The 17,455-nt window shown below is 40.4% G+C and carries 15 protein-coding genes and 1 pseudogene; 13 read left to right on the top strand and 3 right to left on the bottom strand.

Features of this window, described 5'->3' with window-relative positions; all coding sequences use genetic code 11:
• Window positions 1-316 precede the first annotated feature (316 nt).
• On the top strand, window positions 317-931 hold the full coding sequence (locus tag L2D08_RS19165) for a chromate transporter (RefSeq protein ID WP_242236256.1): 615 nt from the start codon (window positions 317-319) through the stop codon (window positions 929-931).
• A gap of 18 nt (window positions 932-949) precedes the next feature.
• A complete protein-coding gene (locus tag L2D08_RS19160) occupies window positions 950-1,489 on the top strand; it encodes a chromate transporter (protein ID WP_242236254.1) in 540 nt (179 codons plus the stop codon).
• A 305-nt stretch (window positions 1,490-1,794) separates the two neighbouring features.
• Here the strand turns inward: L2D08_RS19160 and L2D08_RS19155 are convergent, their stop codons facing one another.
• Window positions 1,795-2,298: a hypothetical protein gene (locus L2D08_RS19155; RefSeq protein ID WP_242236252.1), complete on the bottom strand. Its 504-nt coding sequence runs from the start codon at window positions 2,296-2,298 to the stop codon at window positions 1,795-1,797.
• A gap of 818 nt (window positions 2,299-3,116) precedes the next feature.
• On the opposite strand from L2D08_RS19155, the gene L2D08_RS19150 reads away from it, so the two are divergent.
• From L2D08_RS19150 to L2D08_RS19130, 4 genes and pseudogenes are all read left to right on the top strand, one after another.
• Complete coding sequence (locus tag L2D08_RS19150; protein ID WP_242236250.1) at window positions 3,117-4,112, top strand: Gfo/Idh/MocA family protein; 996 nt, start codon at window positions 3,117-3,119, stop codon at window positions 4,110-4,112.
• A gap of 286 nt (window positions 4,113-4,398) precedes the next feature.
• Complete coding sequence (locus L2D08_RS19145; protein WP_242236248.1) at window positions 4,399-5,289, top strand: SMP-30/gluconolactonase/LRE family protein; 891 nt, start codon at window positions 4,399-4,401, stop codon at window positions 5,287-5,289.
• A 651-nt stretch (window positions 5,290-5,940) separates the two neighbouring features.
• Complete coding sequence (xylE, locus tag L2D08_RS19135; protein ID WP_242236247.1) at window positions 5,941-7,347, top strand: D-xylose transporter XylE; 1,407 nt, start codon at window positions 5,941-5,943, stop codon at window positions 7,345-7,347.
• Window positions 7,348-7,508: 161 nt separating this feature from the next.
• A pseudogene (locus tag L2D08_RS19130) lies at window positions 7,509-8,386 on the top strand (DDE-type integrase/transposase/recombinase).
• A gap of 31 nt (window positions 8,387-8,417) precedes the next feature.
• Here the strand turns inward: L2D08_RS19130 and L2D08_RS19125 are convergent.
• Window positions 8,418-8,543 carry a helix-turn-helix transcriptional regulator gene (locus L2D08_RS19125; RefSeq protein ID WP_242236245.1) on the bottom strand — a complete coding sequence of 42 codons (126 nt, stop codon included), beginning with the start codon at window positions 8,541-8,543 and terminating at the stop codon, window positions 8,418-8,420.
• A gap of 704 nt (window positions 8,544-9,247) precedes the next feature.
• Here L2D08_RS19125 and L2D08_RS19120 point away from each other — a divergent pair.
• From L2D08_RS19120 to L2D08_RS19090, 7 genes are all read left to right on the top strand, one after another.
• Window positions 9,248-10,456, top strand: a complete 1,209-nt coding sequence (locus L2D08_RS19120) for a CaiB/BaiF CoA transferase family protein (RefSeq protein ID WP_242236244.1) — start codon at window positions 9,248-9,250, stop codon at window positions 10,454-10,456.
• 35 nt (window positions 10,457-10,491) lie between these two features.
• Window positions 10,492-11,274, top strand: coding sequence for an enoyl-CoA hydratase/isomerase family protein (locus L2D08_RS19115; protein ID WP_242236242.1), 783 nt, complete (start codon window positions 10,492-10,494; stop codon window positions 11,272-11,274).
• A 23-nt stretch (window positions 11,275-11,297) separates the two neighbouring features.
• Window positions 11,298-12,062: an enoyl-CoA hydratase/isomerase family protein gene (locus L2D08_RS19110; RefSeq protein ID WP_242236240.1), complete on the top strand. Its 765-nt coding sequence runs from the start codon at window positions 11,298-11,300 to the stop codon at window positions 12,060-12,062.
• 70 nt (window positions 12,063-12,132) lie between these two features.
• Window positions 12,133-12,906, top strand: a complete 774-nt coding sequence (locus L2D08_RS19105) for an enoyl-CoA hydratase/isomerase family protein (RefSeq protein WP_242236238.1) — start codon at window positions 12,133-12,135, stop codon at window positions 12,904-12,906.
• 55 nt (window positions 12,907-12,961) lie between these two features.
• Window positions 12,962-14,155, top strand: coding sequence for a thiolase family protein (locus tag L2D08_RS19100; protein ID WP_242236237.1), 1,194 nt, complete (start codon window positions 12,962-12,964; stop codon window positions 14,153-14,155).
• Between the two features lie 12 nt (window positions 14,156-14,167).
• Entirely contained in the window at window positions 14,168-15,013 is an 846-nt protein-coding gene (locus L2D08_RS19095; RefSeq protein ID WP_242236235.1) for a 3-hydroxyacyl-CoA dehydrogenase family protein, read from the top strand.
• A gap of 110 nt (window positions 15,014-15,123) precedes the next feature.
• A complete protein-coding gene (locus L2D08_RS19090; protein ID WP_309241423.1) occupies window positions 15,124-16,455 on the top strand; it encodes a CitMHS family transporter in 1,332 nt (443 codons plus the stop codon).
• Between the two features lie 74 nt (window positions 16,456-16,529).
• Here L2D08_RS19090 and L2D08_RS19085 read toward each other — a convergent pair whose 3' ends face one another.
• Window positions 16,530-17,288 (bottom strand): IclR family transcriptional regulator, encoded by a 759-nt coding sequence (locus tag L2D08_RS19085; RefSeq protein ID WP_242236231.1) that lies wholly within the window; start codon window positions 17,286-17,288, stop codon window positions 16,530-16,532.
• Window positions 17,289-17,455: the final 167 nt, after the last annotated feature.

Here is a 17,455-nt window from a genome sequence, read left to right as displayed (position 1 = left end):
TTTAATGGATTTCTAAAAAGTTAATACCAAAATGGGAAAAAGCTTATCTACTTTGTTCCGTTTTGGAATAAAGTGTGGTACTCTAAGAAAGAAGAAAAAATTATCCAATATAAACCTCTTTGATGCTTTGTTTTTTCATTAATTATAGAACTAGTATTTTATTTAAACATAGGAGTTATACAAGGGATGTCAGCATTAATATTCCTGTTGTTAAACAGCTCAAAGCAGATAGAAACCAAAAAGGCTTTATTTTTACCTAATAAGCTGCATAAATCCAAAGACAAGAATTTATAGAGTTTAAAAAGGAGAGGGCGTCATGAAAAAGGAGTGGAAACTTCTGTTGGATATCTTTATTACCTTTTTCAAAATTGCTCCTGTCACATTCGGAGGGGGCTATGCCATGATTCCGGTGATAGAGAGAGAAATCGTAACGAAAAAACAGTGGCTTGAGGAAAAGGATGTAACCGATGTATTTGCCCTTGCCGGCTCTGTACCAGGTGCTGTTGCGATTAATTCAGCAACGTTTACTGGCTATAGGGTGGCGGGAGTGAGAGGAGCTTTTGCAGCAACGATTGGTGTGATGATTCCTACCTTTTTAATTGTGCTGTTACTGGGCATTTTCTATATTGCTTTTAAAGATAATCCCAAAGTAGATGCAGCCTTTGAAGGCATTAGGCCGGCGGTTGTGGCGATGATTACCTTTGCGGCGTACAAAATTAAAGGATCGGCTCTTATTGATAAAACAACGATTGTAGCTTTTATTCTTTCTGTTTTCCTGCTGCTTTTTTTACAGGTTCATCCAATGCTCCTGATTATCGGGTCTGCCTTTTTGGGGATCATTTTAGTAAATATAAGAGCAAAGTTAGGGAAGGAAACTTCGATAGATGCCAGAGAAAACCAGCTGGATTATTTTATGGGAGCGAATATATAACAAAGGGGAGGGATGGAGATGACACTATGGTTATTGTTTAAAACATTTTTTTTAACAGGACTCCTTTCATTTGGAGGCGGCTATGCGATCATCCCAGTAATTGAAGCGGAAGTAGTGAAGTATGGATGGATGTCAACGCGCCAATTCACAGATATTATTGCAGTAGCCAGTATGTCACCAGGACCCATTGCGACAAACAGTGCTATTGTAGTAGGCTATGAAACAGCTGGCATAGTGGGTGCAGTTGTTTCAGCCGTAGCAATGGTACTTCCGTCTCTAGCAATTATCTTAATCGTAGCTGCCTTTTTCTCAAAAGTAAATGACAACCGGACTGTTAAGTCTGCTTTTTACATGCTTCGCCCTATTGTTGTAGGGTTAATCGCATATGCGGCGATTAAATTTGCTCTATCAAGCCACATGATCGGCTCTCTTTCTATCCACTCAATTAGCCTGATTATTATCTTCTTTATTTCTCTTATTGCACTGGCAAAATTAAAGGCCCATCCTGCTTCCATTATCTTATTTGCCGGCCTAGCTGGTATTGCACTTTATTCATAAAAAGTATATAACAAAGCGAACGGTTATTAATATTAAGGATATTGTATCTTGTCATCTCTTCCTTCTATATTTTCAATTTCCAATTGAAAATATAGAAGGAAAAGGTTTTTGTTTTGGCAATTCTTACAAAAGAGAATAGGTATCTAAATTTTTATAAGAATTAGCTAAAGCAGACTAAAGATAGATGGTTTTAACATAATTAATTATGTGTATAATTCAAAAATAAAATTCAAACACAATACTTGTAGTAAACTGGTGAAAGAAACAATTACAGAGCTGCCTTTTTTGATCAACTCCAGTGTGTTTTAATCTATATGTTTATTTAAATTCCTTTCTCTTTGGTATGCTTCTTCAAGGATCTCCGCAGCAATATCCTGCATACTCTTGCCTGTCTGTTCTCCTTTTTTGCGCAGCCAGTCCTTAATATCCACAGACAGCGAAACCGACAGCAATTCCTCCTGTGATTCAATACTAAGCGCCCCATATTCCGGAACATAACGCACACGTCCCTGTTTAGCCGAACGTTTTATAAAGTCAGCTAACTCAACCGAAACACCATTTAACCGGGCATCTTTCAAGTGAATGATCCACCGGTCCTTTAACCGTTCCATATATAGATTGGCCACTGGCACCTGCTGATAAAGCAGATCCATCAATTGATAAGTGAGGGAATAGACGGCCGGCAGATTCAGCACTGCATATCCAGGCTTCGTACTGTGCTTGCCCATTTCAAAGGAATAGTCAGATGTTAACCTATGTATATATGCTTTCCATGTAGCTGAATGTATCGTCGGTCCCCGGCACGACAAAATACCAGTCCCCTAACCCTTTGTGCATAAGTCTTGCTTCTGGAATGGAAGGGGAAGAAAAGCGCTGATATACAGCTTCTTTGGCTTTTTTATTGTAGTATTACCGCTGGGAAAGCCGGCCTTCCCAGATTTTCTTTTCGTGCAGCTCACTGAATTCTTTAAGATCGCTTTCTTGAATAAGAAGAATTATTCTTCCTCTTACTTGTCCTTCAGAAGTGGGAAGACTCCCTTCCTTAATATAAGCCGCAATGAAATTCCGGTTTGTCTGCAGGTCTTCTGCCGCCTGTTTTAAAGTTACCTTTCCAGCGTTTTAGGTATGGTTTCAAATCTCTTCTTTAGAAAAAACAAGTCCTTGATGGCCTTCCGGGGGAACTTCTACAGGCTTTACTTTTCCATCCTGTACATAAGTATAAACAAAAGTTATAAGATTCGAGAGGATTTGCTTTAAAAAGCAAACACAGTATTTTTATCTATCTGTTTAATTTGTATAATATAAATAATTAATTTCGCAACGGGAGTATTATCCCCTCTTTAAATTGCAGCTCTTGCAACAGGAATAATAGTACAATTTTTTATTCGACGGAATAGGATACCTCACTTTTTAAGATTCCCTATTAAGATAGGGTTTGACTGTCACCAAATGATAGCGCTATCATGAAAGGGGTTACTAATCAGAAATAGAAAGGGTTAAACACTCTGATGGACTGAGAATTGCACACAAGGATAATATTATCCATCGAACAACTATACAAAAAAAGAAGTGGAAAAAGATTTCAGATTAATGATAATTCTAGTTTAACGCGAAAGGATGAAGGAAAGTGACGGAACAAAATCAGAGAGTCATTCGCTGGGGTATTTTAGGGCTTGGTGGTATTTCGAACAGCTTTACGAGCGAGCTTGTAAATACGCCTGGCGCGAAGGTATGTGCCGTAGCAGCACGATCAAAGGAAAAAGCAGAGCAATTTGCGGCCAAATTCAGCGTTTCGCGCGCCTACGGCAGCTACAAGGAATTGACGCATGATCCAGAGATCGACATAGTTTATATTGGCACCATCCATCCGGCTCATAAGGATAACGTGATGGACTGCCTGCGCAGAGGCAAATCTGTGCTGTGCGAAAAACCATTCACAATGAATGCGGACGAAGCGCGGGAAATCGCCGACTATGCGAGAGAGCGCGGTTTGTTCGTGATGGAAGCTATGTGGACCCGGTTTCTACCGGCGATCGTCCAGGTCAGGAAATGGCTGGCGGATGGTCGGGTTGGGGAGGTTAAACTACTCAAGGCCGAGTTCGGCTTCGATGCCGGCTGGAACCCAGAAGGTCGTCTGCTGAACAAGGAACTCGGCGGCGGTACGCTGCTCGATGCAGGCATTTATCCAGTCTCATTAGCTTCAATGGTGTTTGGGATGCAGCCATCGAGGATTGTAAGTTCCGCTCATATTGGGGAAACCGGAGTAGACGAGCAATATTCTGTAATTTTCGAATACGAAGGGGGGGCAATGGCCGCTCTGCAAGGTTCTGTCCGACTTCAGATGAACAACGATGCCTGGTTGTACGGTACAAAGGGTAAAATCCACATTCCTGAGTTTTTAGCCGCAAAGAAGGCCACACTCTATCCGAACGACGGAGAGCCTGAAACCTTCAAAGATGACCGGACATTAGGGGGGCAAAATTTCCAAGCACTTGAAGCGATGAGGTGTCTTCTTATGGGGAAAACAGGGAGTTCGGTCATGCCTATCGATGAAACGGTCGATATTATGGGTACGATGGATGCAATTCGGGCTCAGTGGGACTTAAGGTATAACGTTAAGTGAAGGTGTCCACGCTTGTTACTTAACGCTATGATGACGGTAGATTATGTGTTTGAGTATTTAAACTTTATTAGAGTTGAAGCTAAAGTCGAACCAGAAAATCCTTTGCTAATGAAATTACTCCGAAATGTTGAGTTACCACATATTTGTTTCTCTGTGATGAAAAGCCAGTCCCATATAGGTATCTATGGAAGCAAATGTTAAAATTGTTGTCGGATAGATAGATGTATATAGGCGCAGGCGCTTATGGTTTTGCAGGTAAGTTAATCTATAATAAGGATGGGCTGTTATGGAAAAAAATCTTAAAGTCGAAAAGGTTCAAGGAGCTGCGTTGCTTGAAGGCCCTTTTTGGGATGAAGGACAAATCTGCCTGTTTTGTGTCGATATTTTAAACAATAAGTTGATCGCTTATGATGTTGAAAAACAAAGTATAGAAGAAGTAATATTAGAAACAAATATTACAAGTGTCATTCTTGATCAAAACCATTCGATCTTTTTATCTTTAAGAGATAAATGGGGACTATTCGATAAAGCTGGCAAATTTGTTAAACCGCTTGTATACCTTGAAAATATGAAGCCCTCTATGCGTTTTAATGATGGAAAAGTCGATCCGTATGGACGATTTTGGCTGGGGACAATGAGCGAAGATGATAATCGAGGAGAGGCGTCCCTATATTTAATTGATCACAATGGAAAAGTGACTGAAAGCAAAAAAGGGATAACGATTTCAAATGGGCTTGCCTGGAATAAGGAAGGGACAATGATATACACCATTGATACTCCCTCCAAAAAGATCATGTCATATCCGTTTTCTGAAAAAACAGAGGTGCTAAAAGGCGGGGAAGTAGTTTTTGACTTCACGGATACAATAGGTTCACCAGATGGTATGACTATTGATGAAAATGATCATCTGTGGGTGGCCCTTTGGGGAGGCGGCCGTGTCGTATGTATTGATCCACAGGAGAAAAAAGTTGTCGATCAAATTTCTTTGCCGGTCACTAACGTTACAAGCTGCACATTTGGCGACCATGATTTTAAAACGTTATATATAACAACAGCAAGTGAGGGCCTTTCAGAGGAACAACATAAGCGCGAGCCGCTTGCAGGTTCGCTTTTCTCATACAGGTTAAACGTAGCAGGCGCAGTTTCAAGAAAATACAAATACAATGTTGATAGATGACAACAGAAAGTGCATGTTTGACAGGAAATATGTTGTGTACTCTTAAACTAACTAGTTTTATGAATTGTGTCTCGAGTAATGGGAACTTTTTGATGAATGCCCACTACTCGAGACTTTTTATATGTCGCAAAGACTTAATGGCTACTGTTTAATCTCTTCTCTTAATGTAGTTACTTTTGTAAAAGTCATAAACAGCAGGGTGTATATTAATGAACTCCCTCACTACATGCCTCCAACAAAAGGTCCGCAATATGAACGGGACGGACACTTTCCGATAACCCTTTCCGTTCTATTACCAGCTTCATTTGTAGCAGGTAACCTGGATTAGAGGTAATGATCGTTATGGCATTGGTCATTTTCGCTTTTTGTGGATATTAAGTTAGCATTTTTTCTTCGCTTTAAAAAAGCTTAGTTTATCTAATAGACAAACTAACGAGAAGCTGATACACTTTTATTGTAAACGGAATAACGATTTTAACTCCGTTTACTACAACACCACTGTTAAACAGAAAGGAGGAAAAGACAAATTGCAGCTGATCATGCGAAAAGAAATTTCTCTTCAGCTTTCTTGATTGATTTGATTCTTACATAAGTAATTTGGAAGCGTTTTTAATAATTTTTTTTCGATGATCCAAATTTGTCTTGGCCCATATGAATGAAAACCGAAATTTATTTTATATTTTTTCGATTACGCTTGTTGCAGCAATTGGCGGCCTGCTTTTCGGTTATGACACAGCGGTTATATCGGGAGCGGACAAGTCTATTGAAGAGTATCTGGTGAAGCCGCTTGGCCTCGGGTCTCTTGCACATGGCGCCACTATTTCAAGCGCCTTAATCGGCTGTATTATCGGCGGCCTGATCTCCGGCTACTTTGCGTCAAAATTCGGACGGAAATATTCTCTTATTATCGCAGCCGTCCTGTTTCTTGTTTCTGCACTTGGTTCTGCTTACCCGGAATTTTTGTTTTTTACAAAAGGAGAACCGTCTTTCGCTTTACTCATGATGTTTAACGTATACCGGATTATTGGTGGAATTGGTGTCGGCCTGGCGTCAGCGGTTGTCCCGATGTATATCGGTGAAATTGTGCCCGCTGAAATCCGGGGACGGCTTGTTTCCTTTAATCAGTTTATGATTATTTTTGGAATGCTGGTTGTGTACTTTATTAACTGGGGCATTGCGAATGGACAAACAGCCGAATGGATTAATGACATCGGCTGGCGCTACATGTTTGCTTCAGAAGCAGTTCCAGCCCTTTTATTTGGTGTTTTATTGTTTCTCGTTCCGGAAACACCGCGCTATCTGGCTCTTCAAAACCAGGATGAGAAAGCGCTGTCTATCCTAACGAAAATTAATGGTGCCAGAGAAGCGAGCGCCATTATGTCTGAGATTAAACAGACGGTTACTGCACGCGCTACTTCAGAAAAATTATTTGCCTACGGGAAACTGCTAATTGTGATCGGCATAATGCTGTCCGTCTTCCAGCAGTTTGTCGGCATTAACGTTGCGCTGTATTACGCGCCCCGTATTTTTGAAAGCATGGGTGCGGCCAAGGATGCGTCTATGCTGCAGACGATTGTAATGGGTCTTGTAAACGTTATCTTTACCCTGATTGCCATTTTGACCGTCGACAAATGGGGACGGAAGCCGCTGTTAATTGTTGGTTCAATCGGTATGGCAGTTGGCATGTTCGGTGTGTCAGGGCTGGCGTTCGCAAATGTAATCGGTATCAGTACACTCGTTTTTATCATCATTTATACGGCATCTTTCATGATGTCGTGGGGACCGATCTGCTGGGTGCTGATTTCCGAAATTTTCCCGAACAAAATCCGCGGACAGGCCGTTGCTCTGGCCGTAGCCGCCCAATGGGCCGCCAACTATTTTATCTCTGCTACTTATCCGATGATGATGGAGTACAGCGGCGGCTTAACATATGGCTTCTATGGGCTGATGAGCGTTCTTTCCGCTCTCTTTGTCTGGAAGTTCGTCCCTGAAACAAAAGGAAAAACGCTTGAACAAATGGAAAGCGTCTGGCTGAAAAAGACACATAAAACGGCTTAAAAACATGAAAAATCCGCTTCTTTACGGGGGGACTGACCCCATAGAGCGAGACAAATAAAAACACCTTTAAGTTGAAAAACGGGTAGGTAATTACCTAAAAAGCCAACTTGGAGGTGTTTTTATTTATAGGTACGAGAGTGAGTTATCCAGCAGAAATAAAAATGAAAGCTGTACAGATGAGACTAGCTGGAGTGGCTCTTAAAGAGGTGATGAAAGAATTAAATATTCGAAACTATACACATTTTAAAACATGGATGAAATGATACAAAGTAGGTGAACTTCACCGATTTGAACAGCCGATGGGTAAGCAGTATTCCTTCGAAAAAGGGCCTGAATATAAAAATGAAACAGAGAAACTACAGACAGAAAATCGCTATCTGAAACAGCAGATTGAAGTCCTAAAAAAGCGCGAAGAATTGGAGAGGAAGTGGTCCCGGAAGCAGCTGTAGAATTAGTAGAAGAACTCAAAACCAGCATGCCCATCAGGGAAATATGCCGGCATCTTAACCTGGCAAGGTCTACTTATTACCGCTGGAAGAGAAAGAGCCGGGACAAAAAACAAAGCAGGCTGTTGAACAAAAAATTGGCACGCCCTAATTGCTTTTTGGGCAGAAAACAATGTACTTTTCCAGCATTCAGGATTTATTCAATGGCGAAATCATTGCCTATTCTACTAGAGACTGCCAGGGTACCAATTTTGTACTAGATACCCTATCGCAGCTTCTGCCTCTGCAGGAAGGATGCATTCTGCACAGTGACCAGGGATCCGTTTATACGTCTCAAGCGTATCAACAGAAAGTTAAAGAAAAAGGCTGCCATGAGTATGTCCCGTAAAGGGATGCCCGCTGATAATGCCCCGATCGAATCGTTTCATGCCTCGCTAAAGTCTGAAACGTTCTACCTCGACAACTTGGAAAGCACTACGACGGCCGTCGTAGTACAGACTGTCGAAGAGTAAATTTACTATTATAACCATATCTGTATCCAAGCGAAACTAAACAACCAGCCGACGGTCAAGTACCGGCAGCTAGCTGCTTAAAGGTGTTTTGATCCCTGTCTCAAAAATAGGATCAGCCCCGATCCCCCACAGGTTTTAGATTTCCTTCTTGGACATACGCATGGACCGTAGAAACAGAGCGGCCAATCATGTCTGCGACTTCCTTGGTTGAATAGTATTTCTCTTGGTTTGTTTGCATGGTTTTTATCCATCCTTTTAAAAATATCTATGTATGTATCCTTACACGATTTCGTATGTTGTGGGTTTAGCAGGATTGACTTTGGTTCATACTGTTACTGTCCGCTTAAAAAACCCTAACTCCTATGACGAAATCATCCTTGCAGTCAGGTCCCCGCCTGGCTGTTTTTTTATGTTTTGCGAACTTCCACAGAGGCTTATGAAAATACCATGCGGTAACCTGTATCACTAATCCATTCCAATATTACTTCCTTATGCCCCTTCCCAAAACACTTCTACTTTCTGATAGGAACAAGTTCTCGGACTGTCCGCGGTCGTCCGAAAAGGTCACTTTGACTACTGATTTGTTGCTTCATAGTTTTCATAGGCAAGAATACTTTATCGTTTTAGAAGTTATAAAACAACATTATATATTTTTTTAAAAATAATTATAATATAAATTTTTAATTAATCATAAACGGCAAAACAAAAAGTTCCGGTAATTACGATGCACTAATTAGTCTTTCAATGTGTCTTGAATGTGTGGTTTCTCAAAATTCATTACATAAAATTCTCAGCATTCATTGAATTGTCAAAATATTTGTGTTATAATTACGATAATCGGAAAACAAAACCGATAATCGGAATAAAAGTTGGTTAGTCACTATTATTCATGCATTTTCTATACGGAATGCAAAACCATAACAACGGGAGTTGAAACAGCAAATGAAAAAAGCATTAGAAGATCTTATTGTTTTGGATTTAGGACAGATTTACAATGGTCCTTACTGTTCACTTATGTTGGCTTTCCAAGGTGCAAAAGTAATCAAAGTTGAGCCTTTAAACGGAGAAAATCTTCGTGTAAGAAGAAAAGGAGACTGTCATGAATTACTCATGCTAAATTCAAACAAGCTTGGCATTTCGTTGGACCTTAAATCTCCAGAAGGAAAAGCTGTTTTTTTAGAGTTGGTTAAAAAGGCAGATGTATTGGTTGAAAACTTTTCTTTAGGGGCGATGGACCGGCTTGGCCTAGGATACGACGTTTTAAATAAGATTAACCCGCAGCTTATCTATGCAACAGGAAAAGGATACGGGTTAGATGGCCCTTATGCAGACAGACCAGCTATGGATTTGACTATTCAGGCAATGGGCGGTGTTATGGCAACGACTGGATTTGCAGATAAACCCCCAGTAAAAGCAGGGCCAGCTTTATGCGATTTCCTTGGTGGAATTCATTTGTTTGGAGGGATTACGACAGCTCTTTATCAAAGAGAAAAAACAGGAAAAGGCCAATTAGTAGAGGTTTCTATGCATGATGCGATTTATCCTACCCTTGCCTCAGCATTAGGGGCTTATTATAGTCAAGGCGGCAAAGTTTCACAAAGAACAGGTAATCAGCATAGCGGTATGGCAACAGCACCTTACAATGTTTATCCAACTGAAGATGGGTATATCGCGATTTTGTGCGTAGCGGATAGACAATGGCAGTCTTTATTGAGAGTAATGAAAAAAGAAGAGCTTCTTGAAGATGAACGTTTTCAGACAAACATTGACCGTTCTGCTAACACATACCTTGTTGATGAGATTGTTACCAGCTGGACTTCTGGTAAAAAGAAAATGGACATTGCCGATATGCTAATCAAAGCCAATGTACCGCATGCCCCTGTTCAATCAATTGATGAAGTAGCTGAGGATCCGCACTTAAAGCAGCGTGGAATGATTCGAGAAATCGTGCATCCAAAAGAAGGGAAAATTAAAGTTCCAGGCTCACCAATTCGATTATCTGACTCCGTCTTAGAAGACGTAATCCCTGCTCCAATGATTGGACAGCACACTGATCAAGTTCTTCAAGAATTACTGGGCTTTAACGAAGAAAAACTAAACCATCTGCGTGATAACAACATCATCCGTTCTATTGAGACGATGAAACAGTAACCATTATTACATCAGTTAAGGGAGATCAATCATTTATGAGTGAAACGATAATAACGAAAATCGAAAACAATGTGCAAGTCATTACGCTAAATCGTCCCGACAAGAAAAATGCATTTAATAAGGAAATGATTGAAGCATGGGTGAAAGCGCTTGAATCTGCTCAGCAAAATGAAGATGTCCATGTTATTGTCGTGACAGGAGCCGGTAATGCCTTTTGTTCAGGCGGTGACGTCGGTGGAATGAAGCAGGATCAAAAGCCGCTGGATAATAAAAATAAGCTATGGGAAAACATCCATCGAATCCCTTTGACGCTAAAAACAATTGATAAACCGGTGATTGCAGCAATTAACGGGCCAGCAGTAGGGGCCGGACTTGATATGGCCTTAATGTGTGATATTCGCACAATGGTCAGCCATTCTAAAGTAAGCGAAGGATACGTTAAGGTAGGACTTGTGCCAGGAGATGGTGGCGCTTTCTTCTTACCGCAAATAGTTGGCGAAGCAAAGGCACTGGAATTATTATGGACGGGAAATTTCATTAGTTCAGAAGAAGCTCTTTCTTTAGGACTTGTCAATCATACGTATGCTCAAGAAGAATTTTTGGAAAAAACACTACAGCTTGCTGAGCAGATCGCGGCAGGTCCTCAAGTAGCCATTCGGATGACAAAGCGCGCCGTTCGTTATTCAAGAACAATGGAGCTAGAGCCGGCTCTTGATCTAATTTCTTCTCATTACGCCATTATAAAAGAGACAGATGATCATAAAGAAGGGGTAACAGCTTTTAAGGAAAAAAGAAAAGCTACATTCACAGGAAGATAAATTTCACAAGGAGGGGTTAATAAATGAGTTGCATTCAATATGAAAAAAAAGGTGAAATTGCTTATCTAACATTAAACCGTCCCGAGAAACGAAATGCTATCAACTCCGATATGTCTGATTTACTTCTGGAGTATTTAGAAGAGTATAAAACGGACCCACAAGCGAGAGTTCTTATCATTACAGGCAATGGCGAAAAAGCATTTTGCAGTGGACGAGATTTAAAAGAGTCAAAGGAGAATCCAGAGGCATTTAGGAAGAAGCCTCTGAGAGGACGTTTGTTCAATGCCATCATAGAAACGTATAAGCCAGTTATTACAGCATTAAATGGTGCAGCTGTAGGAGCAGGATGTGAAATTGCACTCGCAAGTGATATTCGCCTTGCACGGTCAGGGATTCTTTTAGGAATGCCAGAAGCAAAAAGGGGAATGGGTGCTACTTTTGGTGCAACCATTTTGCCAAAATTAATTTCGCCTAGCTACGCAGCAAGAATGCTATATACCGGTAAATTAATTTCTAGCGAAGAAGCATTAAGGGTTGGGCTGGTAGATGATGTGCTGGCTGACCAAGACCAGCTGATGGCAAAAGCAGAAGAAATTGCTCTCGAAATTTGTGAATGTGCGCCATTATCCGTTCAACGTATAAAAGAAACCATTTGGAAAACGATGGATGTGCCACTTTTCCAAGCCCTTCAACTAGATATTGGCCCAAATGTATATGAAAGTGAAGACCGTCTTGAAGGAGCGCAGGCGTTCTTAGAAAAAAGAAAGCCTGTTTGGAAAGGAAGATAACACTATACGAATCTTTCATATAGATAGGTAGTTGCAGAGCGTAATCAAAAAGACGAAGAAGGTGAGAGATGTGTTTCAAAACATCAAGGTCGAGATCAGAGATTATGTAGCAACCATTACAATCGATAGAGAAGAAGTAAGGAATGCGTTAAATAAGGATACATTAAATGAGCTGAATATAGCCTTTAATGATTTGGAAGCGAATCCAGACTTACGTATTATTGTAATTACTGGGGCGGGTGAACGTGCATTCGTAGCAGGAGCAGATATAAAAGAATTAAATCACAGAACAATGTTAGAAAATTTGATGCCAGGAATGCAAGCACTCTATAGAAAAATTGAACAATCAAGTAAAGTGACAATTGCTATCATTAATGGAAACGCTTTAGGCGGAGGTTGTGAACTAGCTATTGCCTGTGATTTAAGAATCGCTGCAAATCACGCCAAGATTGGTCTTCCGGAATTAAACTTAGCTATTATTCCCGGAGCAGGAGGAACTCAGCGTTTAACGAGGATGATCGGAAAAGGACGAGCGCTTGAGATGATCTTGACCGGAAAGCTGATTGATGGATCGGAAGCCATGCGCATAGGACTCGTTACACAAGCGGTTGACAGTGACAAATTAGAAGAAGCTGCCGAGGAACTAATTAATTCCATATTATCGAAGGGAACGCTGGCTGTTAAATTAGCAAAAATGGTCATTAATAAAGGTCAGGATGTTGACCTGGATACAGCACTACTGCTGGAAAAAATGGCACAAACTATTGCGTTTGGTTCTGAGGAAAAGCAGGAAGGGATGCATGCTTTTCTAGAGAAACGGAAGCCGAGTTATCATAAAGGGTAATGTCCATTTTTATATCAAAAAAGTATTAATAAATAATTACAAGGGAGTAGGTCGAATGCATAAGGCTGTGATTATAGATTCTGTAAGAACACCGATTGGAAAGTTGGGAGGCACTTTGAAAGACGAGCTTGTTGATCATCTAGCCTCGTCTGTTATAAAAGAAATTCTGCATCGCTCAAATGTGGAACCTGATCTTATAGATGAAGTTATATTGGGTCAGGCAAAGCAAAGTGCAGATTCATCAAACTTGGCCCGTCTTTCTTTACTGCGGGCGGGCCTGCCAGTTCAAGTGCCGGGGTACACGATTCACCGGCAATGTGGTTCAGGGCTGCAAGCCATTAATAACGCAGATATGCAGATTAAGCTTGGACTGAGTGAAGCAGTTATTGCCGGAGGAGCAGAAAGTATGAGCACAGCTCCTTACTATATCCGCAATGCCCGATACGGCTACCGTGCCGGCAATGGATTGCTGCTCGATCCGAATACAGAAAGCCAGCCATGTTCCCAGCCCGTAGAAACATACGGAGATTTAACAATGGGAGGAACAGCAGAAACTCTTGCCGAGCAATATAATATTAGTCGTACTGCGCAGGATGAGTTTGCTCTAAGAAGTCAGGAACTCGCAGATAAAGCAATTCAAAATGGTGTTTTTAAGCAAGAAATCCTGCCATATGCGGTTAAACAAAAAAAGCAAACTTATTTATTTGATCAGGATGAACATCCAAGAAAAACAAGTTTAGAAAAACTTGCCTCGTTGAAGCCGGTTTTTAAAGATAATGGTTCCGTAACAGCAGGGAATGCCAGTGGTAGAAACGATGCAGCATCGGTTTTACTCATGATGAATGAAGTTACCGCTAAAGAAAAAGGGCTGACTCCGAAAGCAAGAATAGTAGCTCAAGCCAGTGTGGGGGTTGGTCCTGAAATCATGGGAATTGGTCCTGTATACTCTACACAAAAAGCGTTAAAAATGAGCGGCCTTTCATTGAATGATATAGGATTAATCGAATTAAATGAAGCGTTTGCGGCTCAAGCTCTCGCCGTCATTCAAGAGTTGGATTTAAATGTAGAAAAAGTAAATGTAAATGGCGGAGCCATTGCACTTGGCCACCCCATTGGAGCAACAGGTGCTATCTTGACTACAAAACTATTACACGAAATGGAACGCCGGGGCGAAAAGTATGGATTAGTCACTTTGTGTATCGGTGGAGGACAAGGGATCACAACTATTTTCGAAAATTTACAGGTGTAAAGGAGAAATATTATGACTAAAATTGCAGTCATTGGCTCTGGTACTATGGGGAGAGGCATTGCATATGTAGCAGCACTTAGTGGATTTTCTGTTTCATTAAACGATATAAAGGAAGAGTCATTGGCTCAGGCGGAACAATACATTCGTCAAGAATTAGCCAAAAGTGCGGAAAAAGGCTATATTGATCATGCAGATGTCGAAAAAAGCCTTAAGAATTTAACATTTTCTCAGGATATGCAGGAATGCGTAGGTGATGCGGACCTCGTGATTGAAGCTGTTCTTGAGATTATGGATGTGAAAATTAAGCTGTTTCAGCAGGTTGACCAGTTATGTCCGCCCCACACCATTTTTGCGACAAATACTTCTACAATGAGTCCGACAGAAATGGGCGCTAGCACATCAAGGCCAGATAAATTCATTGCGATGCATTTCTTTAATCCAGTTCACAAAATGAAGCTGATCGAGATTGTACGAAGCTTGGATACTTCTGATGAAACAATGAGATATGTTGGAGAGATTGGCAGAAAGATGAATAAAGAAACCGTTGAAGTCAATGAGTTTCCCGGATTCATTACAAGTAGAATGAATTGTTTAATAGGAAATGAGGCCATGAACATGTTGATGGAGGGAGTAGCCTCCGTGGAAGATATTGATAAAGCGTTGAAACTAGGCTTGAACCATCCAATGGGACCTTTAGCGCTTGCTGATTTAGTTGGATTAGATACAAGACTTCGCAATATGGAATATCTGCATCAAACATTAGGAGAAAAATATCGTCCATGCCCGCTGTTGGCTAAATATGTGAAATCAGGAAGACTAGGTGTTAAAACAGGTTCAGGTTTTTTTGATTATCTATAACTATACTGCCAGATCGCCGCTTTTAGCGTAGAAGGTGAAATAGTGTTTTAACACTATTTCTCTTTACCAGAACCTGAAAGCGTTACCAACTATAGGTTTGCGTTTTAGCAATTAGGAGGATGAAAATGTTAACGATCCTAGGTTTAACAATGATAAGTGTCTTTACTTACTTTATTATGTCAGGCAGGTTGTCTTCTTTTACAGCTTTAACGATTATTCCGCTGATTTTTGCTATTATTGCAGGATTTGGCTCAACTGTAGATACTATGATGATTGATGGAATAAAACTGGTTGCGCCGTCTGCTGCATTTATTTTGTTTGCTCTTTTATTCTTTGGCATCATGATAGATGCTGGAATGTTTGACCCACTGATTAATCAAATTTTAAAAACGGTTAAGGGAGACCCGATGAAAGTAGCTGTAGGAACTGCTATTTTGACCCTTGCCGTAGCACTTGATGGTGATGGAACGACAACTTTTATTATTGTTATTTCTTCTTTATTGCCTCTGTATAATAGATTGAATATGAACCCGTTGGTTTTAGCGACGATCGCAATGCTATCCTTTAGTGTCGTCTGCGGACTTACTCCGTGGGGAGGCCCAGGAATTCGAGCATTATCTGTCTTAGGACTTGAACAAACTGATTTCTTCGTTCCGCTTATTCCAACGTTAATAGGAGGAGCGATATGGGTCATTTTTGTTTCCTTTATTTTAGGAAAGAAAGAGAGAAAACGGCTGGGCGTTATCGACTTACAGGAAGATGAAGGCGCAACTCGAAAAACGGGCTATGCAGCTACTCTTGCAATTGAGGAAGGCAGTTCCATAAAGCGTCCAAAATTGTTATGGGTAAATGTAGGATTAACTCTTGCTGTTATGGGTGTTTTAATCTCTGGGCTTGTACAGTCAGCTGTTCTTTTTTTAGTAGCAGTTGTTGTTGCAATGCTCATTAATTACCCTACAATTGAGCAGCAAAAAGAACGGATTAAAGACCATGGTGCTAATGCTTTAATGGTTTTGTTGGTTGTTTTTGCTGGAGGCGCTTTTACAGGCATTTTATCTGGCACTGGTATGGTAGACTCTATTGCCGGCCATCTGGTGTCTATAATTCCTGAGTCCTGGGGAAGTTTCTTTCCTCTGATTATAGGTCTTGTCAGCATTCCTTTTACTTTTGTTATGTCTAATGATGCGTTTTATTTTGGAGTTGTTCCAATCTTTGCAAATACAGCAGTAGCTTATGGGATTGAGCCGATAGAAATTGTCAGGGTAGCTGTGCTAACACAATCCGCTCATTTCTTACTTCCTTTGGTACCTGCCACTATTCTATTAATAAGTATGCTAAAGCTGAACATTGCAGAATATGTACGCTTTGCATTTAAGTGGTCACTGCTCACCTGCTTTGTTCTAATAGTGCTTGCTTGGTCTACTGGAGCCATTTTGAGTTGAAAATAACGTTTTTTGAACATCATACTTTAAGAAAAGAAGCTATGAATTAGATTCATAGCTTCTTTTTTAGTCTATTAAAGATTTCTTTCCATAATATCCCCAATTTCTTTAGCAGCGTCCATTGTAAGTCTTGAGAAGGTTGGCACTGTTTGTTCATTCTTACGATAAACCGGACAATGTATAGATACACCAGCAAGAATTAATCCATCATTCGAAAGAACAGGTGCTGAAACGTTTAAGGCTCCCTCATTTACTTCTCCTTCTGTGTAGGCAAAGCCATTTTCTTTTATTTCCATTAAATCAGCTTTTAATTGGTCAATATCAGTAAATCCTTCCGAAATTGCTCTCTGGAAAACTTGTTCCTGCTGTGAAGGTTCCATAAAAGCTAGTAGGATTTTTCTTGAAGCACCGCGATACACGGGCTTACTTAAACCCACTGGCCAGGAGAATTTAATATCATGGGGACTCTCAATAGATGCAATACAAACACCCTCTAAAGTGAGAGGGTCAACCACATTCAGGCTGACAGTTTCTTTGGTCGCCAAAGAGATCTTTTCAAGAAAGGGCAAGGCAACTTGCTGTAGTTTTGGATTTGGATTAGCGTACAATCCTAGTTTATATGCATTTAATCCTAATCTATATTTTCCGTTGGAACTATTTTTAGTTAAATAACCGCTTTCTACAAGAGTATTAACCAGCCTGAAAGTGACGGTTGATGAAATATTCATTTTATCTGTAAGTTCTTTTACACTGTACTCTCGATTGTTTCCATGAAAAAGGTCAAGTACCATCAAACCTCTTCTCAAGGTTTGAGACGTTGATTTATCTGCCATAAAAATATTTTCCTCCAGCCATTTTAATAGTAATTCGGTATGTCAAACCTCGTTGCTCTACTCTTTATATTGAATTATAGACTTCCATGTAAAGGATTTCAATTTGCATATACCGCAATCGTTATATGTATTTTAAAAACTATTTTATTTAGAAATTTTCAATTATA

Source organism: Domibacillus sp. PGB-M46, from assembly GCF_022668875.1.
GTDB lineage: Bacteria > Bacillota > Bacilli > Bacillales > Domibacillaceae > Domibacillus.
Note: the sequence above shows the minus strand (reverse complement) of the source record. Positions and strands in the feature narration are given on the sequence as shown.

Coding starts and splice junctions, on each gene's coding strand:
- L2D08_RS19095 (WP_242236235.1), top strand. CDS start 14,168: ATGACTAAAATTGCAGTCATTGGCTCTGGTACTATGGGGAGAGGCATT.
- L2D08_RS19160 (WP_242236254.1), top strand. CDS start 950: ATGACACTATGGTTATTGTTTAAAACATTTTTTTTAACAGGACTCCTT.
- L2D08_RS19145 (WP_242236248.1), top strand. CDS start 4,399: ATGGAAAAAAATCTTAAAGTCGAAAAGGTTCAAGGAGCTGCGTTGCTT.
- L2D08_RS19100 (WP_242236237.1), top strand. CDS start 12,962: ATGCATAAGGCTGTGATTATAGATTCTGTAAGAACACCGATTGGAAAG.
- L2D08_RS19165 (WP_242236256.1), top strand. CDS start 317: ATGAAAAAGGAGTGGAAACTTCTGTTGGATATCTTTATTACCTTTTTC.
- L2D08_RS19110 (WP_242236240.1), top strand. CDS start 11,298: ATGAGTTGCATTCAATATGAAAAAAAAGGTGAAATTGCTTATCTAACA.
- L2D08_RS19115 (WP_242236242.1), top strand. CDS start 10,492: ATGAGTGAAACGATAATAACGAAAATCGAAAACAATGTGCAAGTCATT.
- L2D08_RS19120 (WP_242236244.1), top strand. CDS start 9,248: ATGAAAAAAGCATTAGAAGATCTTATTGTTTTGGATTTAGGACAGATT.
- xylE (WP_242236247.1), top strand. CDS start 5,941: ATGAATGAAAACCGAAATTTATTTTATATTTTTTCGATTACGCTTGTT.
- L2D08_RS19125 (WP_242236245.1), bottom strand. CDS start 8,543: ATGCAAACAAACCAAGAGAAATACTATTCAACCAAGGAAGTCGCAGAC.
- L2D08_RS19085 (WP_242236231.1), bottom strand. CDS start 17,288: ATGGCAGATAAATCAACGTCTCAAACCTTGAGAAGAGGTTTGATGGTA.